The sequence below is a fragment of the Brevibacillus daliensis genome, from assembly GCF_021245735.1.
Taxonomy (GTDB): domain Bacteria; phylum Bacillota; class Bacilli; order Brevibacillales; family Brevibacillaceae; genus Brevibacillus_B; species Brevibacillus_B daliensis.
The window spans coordinates 282444-306104 of sequence record NZ_JAJISB010000001.1 but is presented as its reverse complement, the minus strand read 5'-3'; the positions used below and the strand labels follow the sequence as shown (position 1 = coordinate 306104).

Annotated in this window: 20 protein-coding genes and 1 other annotated feature; of the genes, 17 read left to right on the top strand and 3 right to left on the bottom strand. The window is 42.3% G+C overall.

The annotated features are described in order from the left end of the window. The first annotated feature begins 50 nt into the window (after window positions 1–50). Complete coding sequence (locus LM917_RS01570; protein ID WP_232695637.1) at window positions 51–1418, top strand: protein O-GlcNAcase; 1368 nt, start codon at window positions 51–53, stop codon at window positions 1416–1418. Window positions 1419–1466: 48 nt separating this feature from the next. On the opposite strand, the gene LM917_RS01565 is transcribed toward LM917_RS01570, so the two are convergent. Beyond that, a complete protein-coding gene (locus tag LM917_RS01565; RefSeq protein ID WP_232695636.1) occupies window positions 1467–2402 on the bottom strand; it encodes a DMT family transporter in 936 nt (311 codons plus the stop codon). 420 nt (window positions 2403–2822) lie between these two features. Between LM917_RS01565 and hemA the strand changes: the two genes are divergently transcribed. From hemA to ahbA, 7 genes are all read left to right on the top strand, one after another. Next, the gene (gene hemA / locus LM917_RS01560) at window positions 2823–4190 is read left to right on the top strand and encodes a glutamyl-tRNA reductase (protein ID WP_232695635.1); all 1368 of its coding nucleotides are present in this window, start codon (window positions 2823–2825) and stop codon (window positions 4188–4190) included. Window positions 4191–4370: 180 nt separating this feature from the next. Then, on the top strand, window positions 4371–5189 hold the full coding sequence (locus LM917_RS01555; RefSeq protein WP_232695634.1) for a cytochrome C assembly family protein: 819 nt from the start codon (window positions 4371–4373) through the stop codon (window positions 5187–5189). Between the two features lie 15 nt (window positions 5190–5204). Continuing rightward, window positions 5205–5846 (top strand): precorrin-2 dehydrogenase/sirohydrochlorin ferrochelatase family protein, encoded by a 642-nt coding sequence (locus LM917_RS01550; protein WP_232695633.1) that lies wholly within the window; start codon window positions 5205–5207, stop codon window positions 5844–5846. Between the two features lie 10 nt (window positions 5847–5856). Beyond that, entirely contained in the window at window positions 5857–6798 is a 942-nt protein-coding gene (gene hemC, locus LM917_RS01545) for a hydroxymethylbilane synthase (RefSeq protein WP_232695632.1), read from the top strand. Next, window positions 6798–8306, top strand: a complete 1509-nt coding sequence (gene cobA / locus LM917_RS01540; RefSeq protein ID WP_232695631.1) for a uroporphyrinogen-III C-methyltransferase — start codon at window positions 6798–6800, stop codon at window positions 8304–8306. Before hemC ends, cobA begins: the two co-directional genes overlap by 1 nt. Window positions 8307–8350: 44 nt before the next feature. Beyond that, window positions 8351–9331: a porphobilinogen synthase gene (gene hemB / locus LM917_RS01535; RefSeq protein ID WP_232695630.1), complete on the top strand. Its 981-nt coding sequence runs from the start codon at window positions 8351–8353 to the stop codon at window positions 9329–9331. A 1-nt stretch (window position 9332) separates the two neighbouring features. Next, window positions 9333–10394: a siroheme decarboxylase subunit alpha gene (gene ahbA / locus LM917_RS01530; protein WP_232695629.1), complete on the top strand. Its 1062-nt coding sequence runs from the start codon at window positions 9333–9335 to the stop codon at window positions 10392–10394. Between the two features lie 93 nt (window positions 10395–10487). Here ahbA and LM917_RS01525 read toward each other — a convergent pair whose 3' ends face one another. Continuing rightward, window positions 10488–11066 carry an AAA family ATPase gene (locus LM917_RS01525; protein WP_232695628.1) on the bottom strand — a complete coding sequence of 193 codons (579 nt, stop codon included), beginning with the start codon at window positions 11064–11066 and terminating at the stop codon, window positions 10488–10490. 181 nt (window positions 11067–11247) lie between these two features. Here LM917_RS01525 and hemL point away from each other — a divergent pair, with 181 nt between their 5' ends. The 8 genes from hemL to LM917_RS01485 all read left to right on the top strand — a co-directional run bounded on the left by hemL (window position 11248) and on the right by LM917_RS01485 (window position 21923). Next, window positions 11248–12537, top strand: a complete 1290-nt coding sequence (hemL, locus tag LM917_RS01520; protein WP_232695627.1) for a glutamate-1-semialdehyde 2,1-aminomutase — start codon at window positions 11248–11250, stop codon at window positions 12535–12537. A gap of 723 nt (window positions 12538–13260) precedes the next feature. After that, the gene (locus LM917_RS01515; protein WP_232695626.1) at window positions 13261–13734 is read left to right on the top strand and encodes an NUDIX hydrolase; all 474 of its coding nucleotides are present in this window, start codon (window positions 13261–13263) and stop codon (window positions 13732–13734) included. Then, complete coding sequence (locus LM917_RS01510; RefSeq protein ID WP_232695625.1) at window positions 13719–14597, top strand: NAD-dependent epimerase/dehydratase family protein; 879 nt, start codon at window positions 13719–13721, stop codon at window positions 14595–14597. The genes LM917_RS01515 and LM917_RS01510 overlap by 16 nt, the downstream gene beginning before the upstream one ends. 80 nt (window positions 14598–14677) lie before the next feature. Then, on the top strand, window positions 14678–15349 hold the full coding sequence (locus tag LM917_RS01505) for a hypothetical protein (RefSeq protein WP_232695624.1): 672 nt from the start codon (window positions 14678–14680) through the stop codon (window positions 15347–15349). A 116-nt stretch (window positions 15350–15465) separates the two neighbouring features. Further along, window positions 15466–16629: a tryptophan synthase subunit beta gene (trpB, locus tag LM917_RS01500; RefSeq protein WP_232695623.1), complete on the top strand. Its 1164-nt coding sequence runs from the start codon at window positions 15466–15468 to the stop codon at window positions 16627–16629. A gap of 731 nt (window positions 16630–17360) precedes the next feature. Then, entirely contained in the window at window positions 17361–19928 is a 2568-nt protein-coding gene (locus LM917_RS24600; RefSeq protein WP_232695622.1) for a LysM peptidoglycan-binding domain-containing protein, read from the top strand. Window positions 19929–19944: 16 nt separating this feature from the next. Further along, a complete protein-coding gene (locus LM917_RS01490; RefSeq protein WP_232695621.1) occupies window positions 19945–20931 on the top strand; it encodes a YutH/CotS family kinase-like spore coat protein in 987 nt (328 codons plus the stop codon). Further along, entirely contained in the window at window positions 20928–21923 is a 996-nt protein-coding gene (locus LM917_RS01485; protein ID WP_232695620.1) for a YutH/CotS family kinase-like spore coat protein, read from the top strand. The genes LM917_RS01490 and LM917_RS01485 overlap by 4 nt, the downstream gene beginning before the upstream one ends. 107 nt (window positions 21924–22030) lie before the next feature. Here LM917_RS01485 and LM917_RS01480 read toward each other — a convergent pair whose 3' ends face one another. Beyond that, a complete protein-coding gene (locus tag LM917_RS01480) occupies window positions 22031–22213 on the bottom strand; it encodes a YszA family small membrane protein (RefSeq protein WP_232695619.1) in 183 nt (60 codons plus the stop codon). Window positions 22214–22352: 139 nt separating this feature from the next. On the opposite strand from LM917_RS01480, the gene LM917_RS01475 reads away from it, so the two are divergent. Beyond that, window positions 22353–23213: a YitT family protein gene (locus tag LM917_RS01475; RefSeq protein ID WP_232695960.1), complete on the top strand. Its 861-nt coding sequence runs from the start codon at window positions 22353–22355 to the stop codon at window positions 23211–23213. A 121-nt stretch (window positions 23214–23334) separates the two neighbouring features. Next, window positions 23335–23579, top strand: a binding site (T-box leader). Window positions 23580–23661 lie beyond the last annotated feature (82 nt).

Below are 23661 nucleotides of genomic sequence, written 5' to 3'. Positions count from 1 at the left end.
GTATTTAACTCTATAATTGGATAAGATCAAACAGCTTAGGAGGACAACGTTTGAGTGCACAGACATTTACACGCCGGGGTCTGATTGAAGGGTACTATGGTACCCCGTGGTCGCATGAAGATCGGTTGGAAATGATTCGCTTTGCAAGCAGGTATGGATTTAATTCATATTTCTACGCACCCAAGGCGGAAGCTCTGTTGCATGAACGCTGGCAGGAATTACATCCTCCAAAGGAAATGCGTCTCCTTAAGGAGCTGGTAACTGAGGCACATTCGCAGGGGTGTGCCTTTTATTATGGCATTAGCCCTGGTCTTACCATGCAATATAGTAATGAAGAGCATCAACACATGCTTTGGGGAAAATATAAGAGCATGCTTGATATTGGAGTACGTCATTTTACTCTTCAGTTTGATGACATCCCGCTAAGATTGATGCATAAGGCGGATCAACAGACGTTCCGCAAGCTTTCTGATGCTCAGGTACATACAATTCTTACCTTATGGAATAAGCTACGCTATTACGATGAAAATATTCATCTTGTCATCTGTCCTACCATCTACAATGGGCTGGGAGATGAAATATATGTGCGGGAATTGGGGAATGCGTTACCGGAGGAGATTGACATATTCTGGACAGGACGCTTCGTTTGCTCTCCCTATCTGTTAGAAGAAGACGCACAGTATTTTTATGATCAGACTGGACATTATCCTTTTTATTGGGACAATTATCCAGTGAATGATATGGCAATGACCGCCGAGCTTCATATCGGTCCTTTGCAAAATCGTGGAAAACAGTTACATAGGTTAGCAAGAGGGTATGTTGCCAATGTGATGGAGTCACCGGAAATCTCAAAGATTGCTCTTATTACCATCTCCAACTATCTAGCTAAACCAGAAAAGTATGTAGCGGATCAGGCTTTCCAGGAGGCAGTAAGAGAAGTAGTGGGTAAGCAGGATTATCAAGCATTTATGCAGTTTTCTGATCACGTACGCCGCTCTTTTTTGTGTGAACAAGATTCACCACGATTAATGGAGAAATTACACCAGTTTCGCTTTCACTTTTTTCATGGCGATCAGGAGTTAGCCATGCGTTTATTGAGTAAAACTTTTACCGAGATGGAAGTGTCCGCGTGTCGCTTGTTAACCAAAATGGAAAATCAACGTTTGGCAACGGAAATAAAGGGCTGGCTAACAAAATACTTTTATTGGTCGCAAGTAGGAAAGTGGTTAACTCGCTTGGTGGATGCAGGTAGAAAAGGAAAGGTATTATTTACTATTTTTCATCTTCTACAGGTAAAACGATGGCTTCGTAAGACGAACCGATTACCACAATACGAGGTAAGTGGCAATGTGATGCGCATGCTCGTCCAGGTAGTCTTTTCAGAGATGCGAAATTTAAAAGGCTGGAAGAGAACATGAAAAACCACCATACAGAATTGATAATGGTGGTTTTTCATATAGATGTAGCTATACATTTGTTCTCCGGTCCTGCTTAAATAACATCCGCCTGTTTTTTAGCCAGGCAGCAAACGGAAGTTCTGATAGTAACATACCTCCCAGAATCAACGCACAGCCGAGCATCTGCTTACCGGTCAGAATTTCGTTGATCCATAAGTAGGAGGTTAATGCAGCAAAAACCGGCTCCAAGGCGTAGATCAAAGCGATATGAGTAGGAGAGGTCTCCTTCTGAAAAGCGGTCTGAGCGAGAAAAGCAAGCGCCGTTCCTGGAATAGCTGTGATAAACAAGGCCCAGATTACTTCACTGTGGAAGATGATGCTCGGATCAACGATTCTGCTCCAATCTTCAAACAGGAAGGCATAGACCATGCTGAGCAGCGAAACGGTGAACAACTGCACGATAACCAGCGGCAACGTGGGAAAGCGAGGAGAGAATTTTCCGGTCAAGACAATCTGCATGGCGAAACAAATAGCGCATATCAAGATCAGAAAATCACCCAGCGAAAGCGCAAACGAGCCGCTCATCGACAACAGGTAAAGTCCAACAACGGCTAGACCTACGCCAAGCACGGCAGTAATTCTGATCCGTTGCTTCAGCAGAAGGAAAGCGAACAGAGGGACTAGTACTACGGACAATCCGGTGATGAAACCAGCTTTGGACGGCGTGGTGTACAATAATCCAACCGTCTGTGTAGCATAACTGACGAACAACACGAAGCCAAGAATGCCCCCACATAAAAAAAGGGAAGCGGTGAACTTTTGCAGGGCTTGCCGGTCACGAATGAAATAAATGATGGCAAGAAATAGGGTAGCAATGAAAAAGCGCACACTGTTAAAGAGATTTGGTGGCAGCATCTGTATCGCATTTTGCACGACAACGAATGTGGCTCCCCAGATAAAGACGATCAGGAGTAGGATGAGATCAACAACCATAGTTTTTTTCATGAGATACCTCACTTCAAATTAATCGTATCCATATTATATGAAATTATTTTGCCTGATTAAAGACGTGAATTTGATTATTCTGAAAAAGTAGCGAAAATTATTAGTTCGTAGGGTGTAACCACAGAGTAAGGGTGTGGATGCGAGAAGTGGGGAGATTGAAAAGGAATAAGGACTTTCGATTCAATTTGAATAGAACCGATGATTATTCGATATTTTATCCTTTTTCTTATGCAAAGTTTTTGAAGTGTACCGTATTGCTTGAAAATAGAGTAGAATATTGTAGAACACGTTGTGAAAGAATTTACAAGGTGTTTTGCATATTCTTAATAGAATTTTCACATTTTAAACCACTTGCTACTGGACATAATGATATAATTAAGATGCTAAAAAACCGTATTAGAATGACACGGGAGGAAGGCTATGGAAATATTGTTGATTGGCCTCAACTATAAAACTGCACCTGTCGAGATTCGTGAAAAGTTCACGTTTAATGACGACAGCACACCGAGGGCTCTTCATCTCCTCTCGCAGACGAAAAGTGTTCTTGAATGCATTATTGTAGGAACTTGTAACCGCACAGAAATTTATGTCGTTTGCGACCAGTTGCATACAGGTCGATTCTATACACGGAATTTTCTTGCAGAATGGTTTGGAGTAGAGAAAGAATCATTGTTCGACTATTTCTATATAAAGGAAAATGAGGAAGCGGTTGACCATTTATTCAACGTCACCTGTGGGCTTGATTCTATGGTGATGGGTGAAACTCAGATTATCGGACAGATTCGCAATTCTTTCCTACTAGCACAACAGCATGAAACGACAGGAACTATTTTTAATACGTTGTTCAAACAGGCTGTCACTTTGGCAAAAAGAGCACATACCGAAACGAATGTGAGTCAAAATGCTGTCTCCATCAGTTATGCTGCTATTGAACTTGGTAAAAAGATCTTTGGTTCCTTTGCAGATAAGCATGTTCTTATTCTGGGCGCAGGAAAAATGAGTTTACTCACCGCAAAACATTTGCACGCTAACGGTGTTGCTCATGTAACGGTTGCCAATCGCACACTAGAACGTGCCAGAGTACTGGCTGATCAATTTAATGGAGTAGCCTGTACGATGGAGGAGCTACCACAGAAGCTCTTGAAGGCTGATATAGTAATCAGTTCTACAGGAGCAGATGGTTTTATTCTGAGTAAAGATCAGTTGAAACCGATAATGAAGCAGCGTCCTCATAAACCATTATTTATGATTGATATTGCGGTACCTCGTGATCTTGACCCTGGTATTCATGACCTCGAAAATGTATTTTTGTATGATATCGATGATCTGGAAGGGATTGTAGAGAGCAATCTGGCTGAACGCTCCAAGGAAGCAGAGCGCATTACCGTCATGATTGAGGAAGAGAAAGAAGAATTCATTAATTGGAAGCAGACACTAGGTGTTGTTCCCTTAATTGCTGCATTGCGTGATAAGGCATTTTCCATACATGGAGAAGCAATGCGTAAAATCGAGAATAAACTTCCACATTTAAGTGAAAAGGAACTTCACATTATTCGTAAACACTCACGTGGTATTATCAGTCAGTTACTACACGATCCGATCGTACAATTAAAAGAATTGACAGTGCAGAAAAAGGGAGACGAGGTTCTTGATATCTTCTCTACCATTTTTGCCTTAGATGAGATGCTTGAGCGTAAAAAACAGGAAGCATTATGGGAAAAACAGAAAAAAGAGGCGCTTGCTCGAGAAAATGTAACTGTCATCTCAACCAGAGAGCAACGATACTAAAGAAAACTTCTCACAAATAGTCCTAGGAAAAGAACAGGTTCTCCCGTAGTGGAGTTAATTATAGCGGATATGGAAGCAGGACTTGAAGTTTATATGTAGCAAAGAAGAGGGACTGCCTTCTTCTTTGTTGCTTGCCCGTATAATAAGTAGTATTTTTATTGTCGGAAAAGGTGAGAATGTATGGCAGATCTAAGGTGGGTCTATGACTTGACCATCTTTCTCTATGCGGCAAGCGTGCTCTGTTACTTTAACGATTTTTTGCATAGCAACCGCAGGATGAAACAAATCGCAACAGTATTATTGAGTACGGTTTGGATATTGCAAACCGCTTATTTCGTTTACCAAATGATCATGAAAGAGCATATTCCAATCATTACCTACTTTGAAATACTATTTTTCTATTCTTGGATATTAGTTACGATCTCACTTCTCATTTATTTATTCACACGTATTGAATTTCTGATCTTTTTTACGAATGTAATTGGATTTGGCGTCTTTGTCTTATCCATGTTTTTTTCAGAGCCAACGGCACCGCACACAAATGGTGTAAACTCTGAATTTATTTTTATACATGTATCGATAGCGATTATCAGCTATGCTTTGCTTGCTGTTTCCATGATATTCTCAGGTATGTACTTGTTAAGTCTTAAAATGTTGAAGCAAAAACGATTTACTCCTCTGTTTCAACGGTTGCCCAGTTTAGAGAAAATGGATGCGTTTTCTTATCGGTTACATATCTTTGGTGTTCCACTTCTTTTGTTATCAGTCATATTGGGTAGTATTTGGGCTCAGCTCATATTCGGCCAACAGTTTTTGACAGATGCAAAGGTGTGGATGTCAATTTGGGTCCTTCTTTTATATATGACCTTGTTGTTTCAAAGATTTCGGAACCAATGGATGGGTAAGGTTGTAGCGTGGGTGAATATCTTTGCTTTTATCTGCCTATTGCTCAACTTCCTGTTGATTGATCCGTACTCACAATTTCATCGATGGTCGTAGGAGAGGAGGGAGCTCATGAAACCGCACTTTCCCATGATGGTTAATTTAGACGGTCGGCCCTGCCTTGTCGTAGGCGGTGGAGGGGTTGCTGAACGTAAAATTGCTTCATTACTAGAATCAGGCGCAGTCATTACCGTTATTTCACCTGAAGTGACGGCTACCATTGAAAATTGGGGAGTTACGAATCGACTTACCTGGAAAAAGGAAATGTTTTCTGATCAAGAAGTGAGTGGTTATACACTTATCATAGCGGCAACGAATCTGCGAAGGGTGAATCATGCCGTATACGAAAAAGCGAAAGAGCATCAGCTCTGGGTGAACATTGTAGATCGCCCTGATTTATGTAATTATATTGTGCCATCCATTGTAAGACGTGGAAAATTAGTGATGGCTGTTTCTACATCAGGAGCAAGCCCAGGATTAGCGAGTAAGATTCGCAAAAAGCTGGAGAACGATTTTGGTGTAGAGTATGAAAGCTACGTTGATTTTTTAGCAGAGATGCGCATGAATGTGATGAAAGAGATTACACAAGCATCAGTACGTAAATATATTTTTAAAGAATTGCTAGATGAGCGATTTATTTATGCACCGCCAGAAGAGCGGGAGCAGATGGCAATCGAACTCATAAAACTAGCAAAAGATACCAAGCAGGTTTAGGGAGGCAGACATGAAGAAGTGGAAAGTTGGATCTCGTAAAAGTATGCTAGCGATGACTCAAACAAAGTGGGTCATTAAATGTCTGTCAGAAGTAGAACCGAAAGCTGACTTTTCTATTGAAGAAATGGTTACAAAAGGTGATCGTATTCTTGACGTCACCTTATCAAAAGTTGGTGGTAAAGGGTTATTTGTAAAAGAGATTGAGCAATCTCTTCTTGATAAAGAAACAGACATGGCAGTACATAGTATGAAGGATATGCCTGCGATATTGCCAGAAGGACTGACGATTGGTGCAATTCCAAAGCGGGTTGACCCCCGTGATGTGCTAATTTCTAAAGACGGAAAAACCTTGGATGAGTTGCCAAAAGGTGCAGTAGTTGGTACAAGTAGTCTTCGTCGGGCATCACAAATCTTGCATTATCGTCCAGATTTGACTATTAAGCCGATTCGCGGAAATATTGATACACGTATCCGTAAGCTGGAAGAAGAGGATTATGATGCAATTGTTCTAGCAGCAGCAGGATTAAAACGAGTTGATTGGAAGGGCACCATTACACAGGTTCTTGATCCTGCTGTAAGCTTACCTGCTGTGGGTCAAGGGGCACTTGCTATCGAATGTCGTGCTGATGATACAGAGACGCTTGCTTTATTAGCTGAGATTGATGATGTTGCCACACGTCTTGCCGTGGAAGCAGAGCGTACCTTCCTATCAAAAATGGAGGGTTCCTGTCAGGTGCCGATTGGGGCCTACGCTGTGGTTCTCTCTGATGAAGAAAGCACAGATGCTACTATTACCATGACGGGAATGGTTGGTTCTCCAGACGGAAAAGAGATGCACAAAATGACTCTTACAGGCACAGATCCTGTTGCCTTGGGAGAAAAAATGGCAGAAGATATGCTGGCACAAGGAGCAAAGGAATTGCTAGCCAAGGTACTGGAGGAGAACATGTAATGAACAAGGGATATGTATATTTAGTAGGAGCAGGTCCAGGAGATCCCAAGCTGATTACTGTTCGTGGTCTGGAAACGATTCAAAAAGCAGATTGCATTGTGTATGATCGTTTGGCTAGTCCTCGTCTACTGGCTTATGCAAAACCAGATGTAGAACTAATTTATTGCGGTAAATTACCTGATCGTCATACATTGACACAAGAAGAGATTAATCAGGTATTGGTAGACAAGGCGCTGGAAGGTAAAGTGGTTACTCGACTGAAAGGTGGAGACCCATCCATTTTTGGACGTGTTGGAGAAGAAGCAGAAGAATTGGTGAAGCATGATATCTCCTTCGAAATTGTTCCAGGTATCACTTCAGGAATTGCTGCACCAGCTTATGCAGGTATTCCGGTAACCCATCGTGACTTCAATTCATCACTCGCAATCGTAACTGGTCATGAACGCCCAGAAAAAACCGAATCAAGTATTAATTGGGAGAACCTTGCTACCGCAGTTGGTACGATTATCTTTTACATGGGTGTAGGCAATCTTCCATTTATCACAGAGCAACTGATTAAATATGGTCGATCGAAAGACACACCAGTCGCTTTGATTCGCTGGGGAACCATGGTGGACCAGGAGACGTTAGTTGGTACGCTTGGTGATATCGTAGAGAAACGTGAACAAGCAGGACTTACCAATCCAGCTATCATTGTCGTAGGTGAAGTGGTAGAGTTACGGAAAAAACTGCAATGGTTTGAGAAAAAACCGCTATTCGGCAAACGTGTGCTGGTTACTCGTGCAAGAAGCCAATCCAGTGAACTTTCTGAGAAAATTAATGAATTAGGTGGAGAAGCTTTTGAATTCCCACTTATTAAAATGGTGGAACCAAAAGGACTTCCACAGCTTGATGACGCACTTTCAAGTCTATCAACATTTGATTGGGTTATGTTTACCAGCCCAAATGGTGTTGGTTTCTTCTTCAAGCGGTTACGAGAGTTAAAAATCGATATCCGTACGTTAACAGGTAAAATTGCGGTTGTCGGACCAAAAACGGCAGAGCTGTTGGAAGAGAAGGGCTTAACCGTAGAGGTCGTTGCCAAGGAATTCCATGCAGAAGGGTTACTAGAATCGGTACAAGATCTGCTTCATCCCGGACAAAAGGTATTGTTGCCACGAGCAGATATCGCTCGCAAAACATTGCCAAGGCAACTCCGCGAAATGGGACTGGATGTGACGGAAGCAGATACCTATGATACAGTAGTAGATGCACAAAATGCAGCGCAGGCTGTAGCACTTTTCGAAGAGAAAGCTATTCATGTTGTTACATTTACAAGTTCATCCACGGTGAAGAATTTTGTGGATGCTCTAAAAGAATACGACCTGAAAAAGCTATTAGAGGGTGTAACGATTGCATGCATCGGACCTATTACAGCACAAACAGCTACTGACCTAGGTCTTCACGTGGATGTAACAGCCAGCGAATTTTCCATTACTGGCCTACTAGATGTGCTAACACAAAAATAGAAGATAAGTTTTTGAGATTCATGTGATAAAGGAGAGGTAAGCAGATGCTACATTATGATCGTCATCGTCGCCTGCGCCAAAGCGCTGCGATTCGCGATCTTGTACGCGAACATCATGTACGCGTGGAAGACTTGATTTATCCATTGTTTGTGGTGGAAGGGGAGAATCATAAAGATGAGATTCCTTCCATGCCAGGCGTTTATCATTTTTCTCTGGACAAACTAGGTGAAGAACTAGATGAAGTGGTACAACTGGGCATTCGCTCTGTTCTCATTTTCGGTGTTCCTAATGAAAAAGATCATTGCGGCTCCCAGGCATATGCGGAGAATGGGATTGTACAACAAGCCATTCGCTTCATCAAGGAAAGTCATCCACAGCTTGTAGTCATTGCGGATAACTGTTTGTGTCAGTTTACCGATCATGGACATTGTGGTGTCCTACATGAGAGTGGAGAGCTATTAAACGATGAGTCACTAACCCTACTGGGTAAAACAGCTGTTTCTCAAGCAAAAGCTGGCGCTGATATCATTGCGCCATCCAACATGATGGATGGATTCGTAGCTGGAATCCGCCAAGCGCTTGATGAAGCAGGTTTTATTAACGTACCAATCATGTCCTATGCAGTTAAATATGCTTCTACGTACTATGGTCCATTCCGTGAGGCTGCTCATTCTACTCCACAATCTGGAGATCGAAAGACGTATCAAATGGACCCGTCCAATGCTCGAGAAGGCTTGCGTGAAGCGGCTTCTGATGTAGCGGAGGGTGCAGACTTTTTAATGGTGAAGCCAGGTCTTGCTTACATGGATATGGTTCTTCGTCTGCGTGAAAGCTTTGATCTACCAATCGTTGTCTATAATGTGAGCGGTGAATACTCCATGGTGAAGGCAGCAGCAGCGAATGGCTGGATTGATGAGCGTGGTGTTGTTATGGAAACAATGGTTGGTTTTAAACGTGCTGGTGCCGATATGATTATTACGTACCACGCGAAAGATATAGCAAAATGGCTACAAGGAGGTCTGTAATATGTCCGTCGATTTATTGGATGCTTTAGATAAAGAACTGTTGGACGTTATCCAGAAGGCTATACCGCTCGTACCTGAACCGTTTAAGGTAATTGCTGAACAGGTTGGCACGACAGAGGAAGAGGTATTGACTCGTCTAGCTAAGATGAAGGGTGATTCTATCCGTCAGATCTCCGCTATTTTTGATACAAAAGCACTTGGATACAAATCCAGTCTGGTAGCTGCACGTATTGCTCCAGATAAACTGGATCAAATGGCAGTAAAAGTGTTTAATACACATCCAGGTATCACTCACAACTACAAACGTAACCATGATTTTAACTTATGGTTTACGATCGCTGTACCTCCTAACAGCCGTCTAGGCTTGGAAAAATCAGTTGGGATTTTAGGCGAGATGGCTGGAGTAGAGTCCATTCGTATTCTGCCAACGCTGAAGCTGTTCAAAATTGGCGTTCAACTTGATGTAAAAAAAGAGTCAGAAGCAAACAGTAAGTCAGCTCCAACCTACACAGAGGAGATGCGCCAGGCAGCGGTTGATAAAGGTATCACTGATGAAGATATTAAAGTAATCATTGAACTTCAAAAAGATTTGCCAATCGTATCCCGTCCATTTGACGAGTGGGCAACCAATTGCGGTTTGACAACAGAAGAGCTCTTAGACCATGCAAAAGTATTGGAAGAACGTGGACAAATGCGCCGATTCTCTGCGGTACTGAACCATCGCAAAGCTGGTTTCAGAGCAAATGGTATGGGTGTATGGAGCGTGCCTGTGGAAGAAGCAAATGAAATGGGTCTAAAAATGGGTTCATTCCGTGCAGTTAGTCACTGCTACCTGCGTCCAATATATCCTGACTGGAAATATAATATCTTCACGATGGTACATGGACGTGATATGGAAGAGTGCGAGTCTATCTTACAAGCAATTGAGGATGAGACTGGTATCAAGGAGCGCATCACTCTCTACTCTACGAAGGAGTACAAGAAGACACGCGTTTCCTACTTCACACCTGAGATTTATGACTGGGAAAATGAGATGATCGAGAAATTGGGTCTAGACAAATAGATAACATATAGTAAAAAAACTTGGTTGTTCTAGTCCTCTAGTTCAACCAAGTTTTTTGTTTAGGAAACGATGCATCGGTAAAATCATTCAGGCTTACCTATGTTTTATTTTTACAAGTAATCTATCCATTGATTTTTTCCACGCAGATCTCGTATCTGGTAAGAGGGTGAGTCCACTTTGTCTCGCGATTTCCTCCACCGTCCAGGAGATAGATTTATCATCATTATGAATGATAGTCTCAGTAATTTCTTGGTCAAAAGCAGCCAGACAACGATCAATTTGCTGTGCTGCCCATGAAGTTTTACTGGTTCCTCTTGATTGTAACCTGCGCAGTAGTTCAGTTTTCGAAGCATATATGATATAATGATTAACCCTCACATTATCCAGTTGCTCTATGATTTCCTGATAATAGATAGGATTAGTTATGGTCATGGGAACAATGATGATCCCGTCAAAAGTTGACGACATATACTGTAACATGCTACCAGTAAAATTACGCCAGAGAGGATAGTCTTGAAAATCTTCTACTTTGCTACTTGCAGGGAGATTTTTTCTAATAAAGTACCCTGTCTTCTCTGGATCAAATACAAATGAATGTTCAAGCCTGCGATGTAACTCGTAGGCAGTTTGAGTTTTCCCGGAACCGAAAGCCCCGTTAATCCAAATAATCAAAACAAAATCCCTCCGATATATTTTCTCTCGATTGGTACAAGTTTTCTTCTTCTACAACTATTTCTCACTTTGTCACTAAATCCTTCTTATTTTCAGGGAGAGACAATTCCAATAGGCTAGTCTTATGAAAAACATGGTACAATAAGAACAAATAAGCGGACCAACGAGGTGAGCAGAAAAGATGCGTATTTTTGATACATCTAAAAAACTTTTTACTGAAGCAGTTGAATACATACCTGGTGGAGTTAATTCTCCTGTACGTGCTTTTAATAGTGTTGGAGGTAATCCTGTTTACATGATTAAAGGGGAAGGCTCCCGTATTACTGATGTAGATGGTAATTCTTATATTGACTATATTGGATCATGGGGTCCTCTAATTCTGGGACATGCCCATCCTAAAGTGATTCAATCGATTCAAGAGACTGCTATTCTTGGTACTAGCTTCGGTGCTCCTACAGAACGAGAGACAACGATGGCTAAGCTGGTTTGTGATATCGTACCTTCTGTTGAAGTAGTTCGAATGGTGAACTCAGGAACAGAGGCGACAATGAGTGCTTTGCGCCTAGCTCGCGGATATACCAAGCGAGACAAAATCATGAAATTCGAAGGTTGTTATCATGGTCATGCAGACAGCTTACTAATCAAAGCTGGTTCCGGTGTAGCAACACTGGGATTGCCAGATAGTCCGGGTGTACCTGAATCAATCGCTGTTAATACCATTAATGTACCGTACAATGATCTGGATAGCGTACGTATCGCTTTTGAAAAATATGGGTCTGAATTAGCGGCAGTAATTGTTGAGCCTGTAGGTGGTAATATGGGTGTTGTTCCACCGCAACCAGGATTCTTGGAAGGATTGCGTAGCATTACGGAGGAACATGGAACATTACTTATTTTTGATGAAGTAATGACTGGATTCCGTGTAGCTCGTGGTGGCGCGCAGGACCTGTATGGGATTACTCCTGATCTGACTACAATGGGTAAAGTCATTGGCGGTGGCCTTCCAGTAGGTGCATATGGTGGGAAGCGTGAAATCATGAATCATGTAGCACCAGCAGGTAATGTTTATCAAGCTGGTACCTTGTCGGGTAATCCACTTGCTATGGCAGCAGGTATTACAACGCTTAATGAATTAGGTAAAGAAGGCGTCTACGAGCGTCTAGATAAATTATCTTCACGATTAGCGGAAGGTCTATTAGAAAATGCAAAGAAATGTGGCCTGCCGCATACGATTAACCGAGTAGGTTCAATGGTTTGTTTATTCTTTACAGATACACCAGTCACTAATTACGAGACTGCGAAGACATCCGACCAAGATCTCTTCTCTCGTTATTTCCATAACCTATTGCAAGAAGGTGTCATGATCCCTCCTTCACAGTTTGAGGGCATGTTCATCTCTACTGCACATTCAGAAGAAGATATTGAACGTACCATTGAGGCAAGCTATAAAGCAATGGCGGCACTATCATAACTAAAACCTACTAAACTGGCAAATGGACGCGTTCCGTTTGCCAGTTTTTGTACTTTAAATGACTAGAAGTGGACTGGCAGAAGAAGCACATTTTTTGTCTACGAACTCGTTAAGGTCCCGCAAGGGAGCTATGACTGTCCGCTACTGGGCAAAAAGTGCGGAAAGTGCAAAAGGAGGAGAATGCTACGCAGTATCTCACAGGTTGCACTTTTTAATCCGCACTCTTTACCTAGTAGCTAAGTAGGACCTTAAATAGTTCTAGACAAAAAATGTGCTTCTTCTGCTTACGGTTGCGGTGGAAAAACACTAACAAATCCAACAACATGAAAAACCAGATTCTCTTTTCACACTGGGCGACTTGGCGAAGCCCGACCCAGCGGAGCACTTTTCACCGGGAATAAGAAGCGAGACCCAGCAAGTCTTACAGTGAAAACATCGTTTTGAGCTTCCCAGGTGAATAGTGCGGAGCGGACAGTTTATCCCCTTGCGGGGCGAAGACTTTTAGCGAAATGTGAAAAGAGAAGCTGGTTTTCTCCACGAAAGCAGGATCAAGGCAATCCTTAAAAATACTAGCAAGGATAGTGGAACAACAAGTATGATATATATTGAATTTTTTGATATTACCGACAGTATTCTGCCGATAGATGCAATGGAGTGATATAATCACAAAAGAGAAAGTTGATAGAAAGCTGATAAAAGAAATCTTCTCAGGGGAGAAAAAATATGAAAAAAGAACGATTTACTGCATCTGTTACGGTACATATGTTTTTGCTACGAGAGCAGGAGGTACTACTGTTACGACGATTTCAAACAGGTTATGAGGACGGGAATTACAGTGTGGTAGCAGGGCATTTGGATGGGGACGAAGAAGTGATGCAGGCGGCCTTTCGTGAGACACGAGAGGAAGCAGGAGTGGAATTAGTCCCTCAGCATACACGGATTGTAGGTGTCATGCATCGTAAATCTGGAGAAGAACGAATTGACTTTTTTGTCGTGGCTACTGACTGGATTGGAGAGATTGTTAATTGTGAGCCGCATAAATGTGATGAGTTAGCGTGGTATCCACTAGATAACCTGCCATCTACTATCATCCCATATGTGCGTGAAGCGCTTCAGCTTTCAGTAAGTGAGAGCGGAATGTGGTTTCAAAGCTATGGCTTTGCAAATAAAGGAGGGATAGTGTGCGAACAGCGCTAATCTTAGGGGGTACTCGTTTTTTTGGGAAGAGACTGGTTCAGGAACTACTGGATAAAGGCGTAGGCGTGACGATAGCGAATAGAGGCAAAACCAATGATCCTTTTGGAGAGCAAGTAAGGAGAATCATTGTAGATCGTACGGATGAATCTGCAATGCAACAGGCTTTTCAAGATTTTCAGGTTGATGTTATCTTTGATCAGATTTGTTATAGCTCAGAAGATGCCAGAATTTCCTGCCAGGTATTTGCGGGAAAAGTGAGTCATTATGTCTTTACTTCTACCTTGTCGGTCTATGATTCAAGCGAGGAACGATTAGTAGAAGAAATGTTTGATCCGTATACGTACCCGATTCGCTACGAAGGAAGAGAGCAGGTTACCTATCAAGAAGGGAAGAGACAAGCAGAAGCTGTTTTTTTCCAAAAGGCGGATTTTCCAGTAGTGGCTGTTCGCTTTCCAATCGTGCTTGGTGACGATGATTATACCAAACGCTTACATTTTCATATCGAGCACGTTGCGAATCAACAACCTATCGGAATGCCTAATACAGGAGCCACAATCAGTTTTATTCCTTCTGATGAGGCTGCGCGCTTTCTGCTCTGGGCAGCAGAAGAGCAACTAGTAGGGCCGTATAATGCTGCATCGCTCGGGGATATCAAGCTACACGATCTACTTAGCATGATTGAAGAGAAGACGGGGAAAAAGGCGATCATCGTAAATGAGGCTTCAGCAGAACACTCGTCTCCTTTTGGTATCACGCAATCCTGGTACATGAGTACAGAAAAGGCTAGGGAAACAGGGTTTTTGTTTACATCCATACAGGAATGGCTGCCATCACTCGTGGAGCGAATTGCCAATAAAAACTGAAACATTATTTCACTGTATCAGACTGTAGTAACCTCGAAGACATAGCAATGCTCGTACATGATTGATAAGGAGTGAAACGTGTGTACAATCGAATTATCTTTGAAGGAAACCCGTGGCCAGAAGGGCATAAGATTAATGAGTTCGAGTGGAGTGGACGACTAGAGCCTAATGGTGGAGTCTGGTTTGACCTTCACTTGGCGAGTGAGGATTATTATGCAAATGATCCAGACGACAATGATGACGATAACGAGGATGAAGATGAGGACGATGGAAGCGATTGGGAGGCAAAGATTGTTTGGAACAACTACCATAGTTGCACCATGTCCTCTACCTATTGGGGAAATAACGGCTTTATTGTTGGCTCTGAACAGAATCCATTTGATTTCGGCTCATTTGATAATCTGACTCTGCACGTTGATCCTTTGGATACATATGACTTTGAGGAGCCAGCATTTCATATTTATTTACTAGGGCACGATGCAGTTGCGGATCACCACATTCATTTCACAAAAACTGATGAGGATCATTTTTTAATAAAATGGAACGGCAAAATTGCCATGTATTACGTGGGTTCAGAAGAATTTACATATGACTTCCGCGCTGTAGTAGACAAGATAGCTTTTAAAGGTTTTCTTATACCAGAAGAACTAAATGATGACGCAGCTTTTGAGGAACTAAAGAAGTATGTACGTGAGCCAGAACGCTATTTCATTACGGAGAAACAAGGCGAAAGATATTTTGTCTATAAATAACAGTTCATTCTTTAGTTGACTTCTTTCTAACCTCATGTATTAATAATAACAAGATGGTTCTATAGAAGGTTCCATTTCATAGAGATGAGAAGAGTACAGTTGAGGAGGAATATTAGATGAGTAAAGCAGTTGAAACAACAGGTTATTTTGGTCAATTTGGCGGTAGTTTTGTACCGGAAGAATTACAGGAGGTATTAACCTACTTAGCAGAACAATTTGAACAGTATAAACAGGACCCAGAGTTTCAGGAAGAACTGCGGTATTATTTACGTGAATATATTGGACGTGAAAATCCGCTGACTTTTGCAAAGAACCTTACGGACAAACTAGGTGGAGCTAAAATATATCTGAAGCGCGAAGATCTTAACCATACAGGTGCTCATAAGATCAATAACGCACTTGGCCAAATTCTATTGGCAAAACGGATGGGTGCCAAACGAATTATTGCTGAAACTGGTGCCGGACAACATGGTGTAGCGACAGCGACGGCATGCGCCATGTTTGACATGGATTGTGTAATATACATGGGTGCAGAGGATATTAAGCGACAAGCGCTAAATGTGTTCCGAATGGAATTGCTTGGTGCAAAGGTCATTTCTGTCGCCAAAGGACAAGGACGCCTAAAAGACGCAGTAGACGAAGCACTGGCTGATTTGGTAGCAAATTATCTAAACACCTTTTATCTGTTAGGCTCTGCTGTTGGACCGCACCCTTATCCTACTATGGTAAAATATTTTCAAGCGATCATTAGTGAGGAGTCACGTCGTCAAATTTTATCCAAAGAAGGGAAGTTGCCAACCGCTGTGATTGCATGTACAGGCGGTGGAAGTAATGCCATTGGAGCATTTGCCCACTATTTGGAGGATGCAGAGGTTCGATTGATTGGTGTAGAGCCTGATCAGGCTGCTACCATGAACGAGGGAGTACCTGCTGTTCTTCACGGATTTAAGTGTCTGGTGCTACTTGATGAAGAAGGAAATCCTCGACCAACCTACTCGATTGCGGCAGGTTTAGATTATCCAGGAGTTGGACCAGAACATAGTTACTTGAAGGAGTCAGGTCGAGCTGAGTACGTAACCGTTACAAATGATGAGGTGCTAGAAGCGTTCCAATTGTTATGTAAGACAGAAGGAATTATTCCTGCCTTGGAAAGTGCTCATGCGGTAGCTCATGTATGTAAGCTGGCACCGACATTATCCAAAGAAGATATCCTGATCATTAATTTATCGGGACGCGGCGATAAAGACGTAGAGCAAGTATTTCATATGTTACGTGGTTAATAACAATAATAATAAGACTGGCGAATGAGGCTACTCAGGCTTCATTCGCTTTTTTTGTAACTGTATCAGAAAGTATATAATTTCAGGTGTGAAAGACCTAATAATGACTACTGAAGTGGAAAGGCAGAAGAAGCACATTTTTTGTCTGTGAACTCGTTAAGGTCCAGCAGGGAGCTATGACTGTCCGCTACACAGCAAAGAGTGCGGAAAGTGCAAAATGGTGCGATGCTACGCAGTGTTTCATGGGTTGCACTTTTGATTCCGCACTCTTTGCTGTGTAGCTGAGTAGGACCTTAAATAGTTCTAGACAAAAAATGTGCTTCTTCTGCAATGGGCTTCAGGCGGTTAACAAACTAGAAACAAACCAATAGCATGAAAAACCAGATTCTCTTTTCACACAGAGCGTCTTGGCGAAGCCCGACCCAGCGTAGCGCTGTTCATCGGGATAAAAAAGCGAAACCCAGCAAGTCTTACAGTGAAGACATCGTTTTGAGCTTTCCCGATGAATAGTGCGGAGCGGTCAGTCAAACCCCTTTGGGGCGAAGACTTTTAGCGAAGGGTGAAAAGAGAAGCTGGTTTTCTCCACTGAAGTAGGATCAAGAAAATCCTAGCGCGATCTGGTTCAGGAATGACTAGCATCCGATATCTTAACAGATAGGAACAGGTCTATTTCTTTTGCTCTGTCCATATAGATATAGGGAATGTGTTTGCACCTGAAAGGAGGAGCATGTGTGTCTGTTCAAGATGGATTGCTATCATTTCAGATGAGGGAGACGGTTTTCCTTTCATCCGATAAACCGGATATTGACGAGCTACGTGAACTTGAACTATTACCGGATCTGGAAATACGGGAAACAGATGCGGAGATTAACATTGTGGGGTCACTTCAACTGTTGGGAAAATATGCGGCACAAAGAGACGCCAGCACGGGTGCTGAAGGCGGAACGGACACTCTGGTAGCTGCTATGAAATTCACCCCTCTTCAAATGGAGCAAGGGGAGAGCCCATCCATTTTACCAGAAGAAAATGAAGCTATCTCACATCGAATCCCTGTCAGCATTTCCATTCCGCTTTCCCGAACGAAAGAGGTTGGGAGGGTTTTTGGTATTGTTGACAGTTTTGATTATGAAATAAAGGGGCCAAGACACCTTGTCATCATGGCTAATGTAATTATTGAAGGAGTGACGCTAAAAGATCAGGATGAGATCAAAGCAGAGCTACAGGCAAATAAACAACCCAATGCTTGGGAATATATTCACGTAGCCAATCAACAAGAATCAGCTGACAATGAATATAAGAATATTACCATTGACGATTTGGAAAGAAAGCTGGCGGCATTAGAGCGGGAAGTAGAAGCGCAGTTTGAACAGCCACTCGGCTATGACGAGTCTTCTATGGAAATAGCTGATGAGATCATGCCTAATAAGCAGTACCGTAATCCAAATGCTTATGATACTTTTCATCTTAATGCTTTAGATGTGGATTCAGCTGAACGCTTTCGAGAGCAACACCCGTATTTTGATGCAGAGGAGCAGCATGATGAATCCCAAGCCGATGATAGTTATCGTGCTTATCCATACCAAGAGAATCATTACGTTGAGTCGTCAGATCAGCTGACAGATTCGGGATACGATTTTCATTCCTACAAACAGGTTAGTCAGCAACAGGAACCAGCTGAAAAGGCGTATGATAGTGAAAAGCCATATAACCCTGCAGACTATTTTCAACAGCATGATCACCAACAAGCCCCATCTTTTAAGCCGTACACACCTTATTATCCAAACCAACAAACAGGTTATATGCACCCCCCTTACGAGCAACAATCTTACGAGCAACCACCTTACGATCAACAATCTTATGTGCAACCACCATATGCAAAACCTCCTTATCCATTTCAGCCCACATCTCAACAATCGTATTATCAGCCACCTAATACGCAACCCTATTCGCATTCGTACACAGAAGCAAAATCGAATCATATTGAGCCAGAGAATGACTTCCCAAGCGCACTAGCTTATCAGCAAAATATGATTAAAAAGCAAGCAGCATCTCAAGAGGATAAATCCACACCAAAATTTGGGGATTTGTCACTCTCTCAATCACAGCCAGCCAAACCTGAAGCAGATGATTCTAAGATGATAACGAAGGAAGAGTCTACTTTTAGTCATTTGCGACACATTGCTGAACAAATGGAGACTCAGGAAAGACCGCAACAATTGAATAATCAACCAGAACAGTCCATTCCACCACAAGCTACTTATCAATTAACAGCCAATGGAGATCCATACGGGAAGTATTGGGAGGATCAAAGTGACCGGGATGAGCAAGAGTACCAAGAGAACCAAGAGAACCAAGAGAACCAAGACGATGATCAAATCGACCAAGTGACCCAGGAACAAGAAGTGATATCGGTCACGGAAGAAGAGCTTTCAACCGTAAATCCAGTGATTACAGATGTAAGTCATGCAGTAAGCGTGGATTCGGATGCTGGTGAGAATGTGAGCCACATCGAGGAAACGGAGCAGACAACAGATGAGGATGTCGCATCTTCTCTGGAAGAGGAACAACAAGAAGTGGCTCATTATGCCGCTGTTAGTAAAGTGGAAGAAGCGGACGATGCAGAAGCTGTAGATGAACAGATGGAAGAGCAGGAAGAAGCAAAATTAACAACAATGGAGCAGGAAGCTATCCATGTAACACATCAAGAAACAGAGCTGAACACTCAACTGCCTGAGGAAGTGGAGCATGTAGCAGAGATAGCTACCGAGCAGACGCAAGAAATCATCAGTACAACGGACCATACGAAGGACCCTGAAGCAGAGCTTGATTTACTTCTCACCCAGCTAGAAGAGGAAGTTCAGGCAGAAGAGGAGCAAATTGAAGAAGTCCATGCAACTGAAGTTACTCAGGCAGAACCAGAAAAAGAGATACGGGTTGCCATTTCGCCTAAAGGAAACCGACAAGAAGATAGTAAAATGAATTTTTCCAATATCTTGTCCCACTTTAGTGGATCAAATCGCTCTGTGAAGAAAAAAGAGGATCAAAACGAGAACGAAACACATGCATCAAAAGAAACGAATGCATTACGGCCTAGATCAACGGGGCTTGGTAATTTGACTTCATTTACTCAAGGAAGAGAAGAAAAATACAGTAAATTAAAAATGTGTATCATCCAGCGAAATGATACGCTTGAAACGATTGCACAACGTTACGATGTCTCCATATCTCGTTTACGTGAAGCGAATAAATTGACAGGAGAACGGATTGAGGAAGGACAGATCATTTATATACCGCTTTGATGGGGAGGGGTAAAATGTGGCGAGTGAACAATTCGATCTGACACCCATTTGCAAAAAGTATAAGATCAGGACCATCAAGGTAACTCCCAAAGATGATTTTTATCTGATCGAAACAAACAGAGGGACAAAGGAGATGCGGGTGTGGCCGCGTGTAGATTACATGCGGTGGTCGTTTTCCTGGCGAGAGCAGATGGTGAAAAACGGGCAGAGAAATGTAGAGAGGTTTATTCGAACGAAGGATTCTAAACCTTACGTGATATACAGTAATAAAGGATATAGTCTAATCGATCACCAAAAAAACAGTGAACAAGTGCCCCTTATTCCTTCCATGATAAAGGAATGTGGGCGAACAACGGCATGGATGCATATTGCTCAACAAGCGCAGGATGTACCCATTGGATCAGAGTTGTTAAGGAGAGAACAGGAAAGAATTAATGAAGAAATTGTGCAAGCAAAACAAAAAATTAGAGAATGGCAGATTGGTCATCAAGGTGATGAAGTCGCTGAGCTTGTAGAGTTACTGGAGCCAGTTTGGGAGAGGATGGAACGTAGTGCTTCCCTTCTGGCGGCAATTTCTTTACCTGAAGAATTATTACATGTGACTCATAAGGAAATGCTTAAGGAAAACTGGATTTTGGTTGGAAATCAAGTGTTTTTACGGGGATTTTATCGACCGCAGCTTTCTGTTCAACAAAGAGACACAGCCTCTTACTTAAGGCAACTGGCAGGTGAAGAGGGAAATGAGCAGTTGATCGAAGCATTTTTGGATGGTTATGAAGAGCAAAAACAACTAAGTTATGAAGAGTATAAATTGTTACTTGCTTTTATGGCTTATCCGAGGGAATTATGGCAAGCAATTTCTACATGCTTTTTGACTGACGATGGTATAAACGATCAGGAATTGCGAGCGAATGTACAGAAAATGGTAGAGCAACAAAGTTGTATTGACCATACCCTGCAAGAGATAGCCAAGCGCGCTGAACAGGGAAGAGTGTTGTCATGAGTCGGTTTGATCAGTTATACCCATTGTTTCAAGACTATGATATGTACATCGAAAGCATTGAAGTGATCAAAGCTCCTCAGGTTCATAAAGGTATTACGCCATACGGGGCCTATGTCTGTAAACAAACATTCGCGCCGCCCGACCGTCTCACTCATGTTGGTGGAGTACTACGACATCTTCAGGAGCGTGGATGGGAGGGCGCCGTTCCCTTCCTGTATACCAAGTTTGATGAGCCATTTGTCAAGAAAGGCGAGGAAGTATATTACCTAACGGAGTGGGTAGAGAGCAATTCGATTACGATTGATAATTTATCAACCTGGGCAACAGCGACAGCAGTGAGATTAGCAGAGTTTCATCAATTAACGCAAAACTACCGCTTTGATGATCCCAGACAGATTGAACCTTTGGTGGATGCCTTGCTTACTAGATGGGTATTCTGGATCCAGCAGATGAATTTGTATCGAGATCTGGCGTTGGAAAGAGAGTATCCATCTCCTTTTGATGTTGTTTTCTTGGCTAATTATCCTTTTTTAACAGATATTTCGAATCAAGCGCTGGAATCATTAAAATTATGGCGCAGAAGGCATGAGACCAGCAATCATTTTCGACTATGCCTGATTCATGGATTTCCTCACCCGAGCCATACGATTATGGACGATCTGGATCATGTTCGTCTGCTTAATTTTGATCGCACGGTATTTGATACTCCTGTACGTGATATGACCGCACTCTTACGTAACTATTACCAGTTAGGTGGTGATGACAAGGGGGCTTCTCAGGTAATGGAGCAGTATGGAGAAGTATTTCCACTACGTCCTGAAGAAACTGCATTGATGAAATGCTTTTTACACTATCCAGAACGAGTCATGAGAGATTTGGAGTCTTATTATCAGAGAAGATACGAGTGGACAGAGCTATTTGCTGTTAGACGGATAGAAAAAGACCTGGATCGGCTAATGAGATTACAACGATGGGTCAACCAAAAATGGTGATGAGAACGCCTCATGTTGCCCGGGGGCGTTTTTTCTATGAAAAACGTCTCGATGTTTTTCATAAAATTGGATGTGACCGTTTTGTTTGGTTACTTCTTGCCTGTTCATTATAGCCAATCCAGTTGCACTGCCAGATAAGCAAAAGCGATACCTCCCAGAATGAGGACATCAATAGCTGTCGGGAGCAATAACGTCCGTACAAATTGAAAGAGAACAAGTGGAACCAGTAGCTCACGGCTGCGTTTTATCTGTTTGAAAAATAAATGATGTTTCAAACGACGCCAGTTCATAGTAACACCACCTCTTATTCCTTTAGAATATGCATGGGAATTTGAACAGGTGATGCACTTAGAATTCGCCACAGTTTGAATATTAATGTAAAATTAAAATATAGTTCGTGGAGTTTTTCACTAGAAGGGAGTAATTTCTATCGGGACGAAGAAAAAAAACATTATTACTACCATTAAAAGAGCAGTATTTATTGTGCTTGGAGCCATCCTTGTATCCATTGGTCTAGAAATTTTCCTTATCCCTAACAAATTGATTGATGGAGGGGTAGTGGGCATCTCAATTATTGCTGCTTACCTCACAGAGTGGCCAGTTGGGGTGTTCCTGTTTCTGTTGAATTTACCTTTTTTAATTGTCGGGTACAAACAAATCGGTAAAACATTTGCTTTATCAACGCTGGCTGGAGTAACTGTTATGTCAATTGGAACGACCTTGCTTCATCCGGTTGATCCCATCACGTACGAACCGTTTCTTGCCGCGATTTACGGAGGATTTTTCCTTGGGATTGGGGTCGGGTTAGTCATTCGGTATGGGGGTTCGTTAGACGGAACAGAAATTGTCGCGATTCTTATTAATAGAAAGAGCTCGTTTTCTGTTGGTGAAGTTGTTATGTTTTTAAATATCTTCATCTTGGGCAGCGCAGGGTTTATCTACGGCTGGGACCAAGCTATGTACTCATTGATTGCCTATTATATTGCATATAAAATGATTGAGCTTACGATTGAGGGCTTTAACGAGTCTAAATCGGTCTGGATTATCAGTGATAAACACAAGGATATTGGTGATGCACTGCTTGCCAGGTTGGGTCGAGGAGTGACCTACCTGAATGGAGAAGGCGGATATTCAGGAGACGACAAAAAGGTAATTTTTACGGTTGTGACTCGATTAGAGGAAGCCAAGCTAAAAGAGATCGTGGAAGACCATGATGACTCAGCTTTTTTGGCTATTGGAAATATCCACGATGTCAAAGGTGGACGCTTTAAAAAGAGGAATATCCACTAAATGGGGGAGACGTAACCATACTGATGTAAGATTACATCAGCACGTTTGCGTCTCCGCTCTACCTGTATTTGACGAACAACTCCTTGTTCGCTATAATATGCTGTAGTAAAAACCTTTAATATGACATGCTATGATTGGAAAGAGTACACTGTTTTACCTTGACAGAGAGGGAGGACGTTCGCTGCGAGATCCTCTAAGGACAAAAAATAGTGGAAAGTCGTCCATGAGCAATTCCAATGAACCACGTTCGTTAAGTAGTTGGAATCGGTTTTCATGCCGTTATCTGTGTTTGAGTGAATGCACTTGTTTCTTAATGGTGCATTAACAAAGGTGGTACCGCGAAACAAACTCCTTTTCGTCCTTTGATGAGATGGGGTTTTTTTATTTGTCAAAAAGTAGAAATGCGAGTCCTACTTACTCGTCGACTAGGATACAAGGAGGAAAAAAT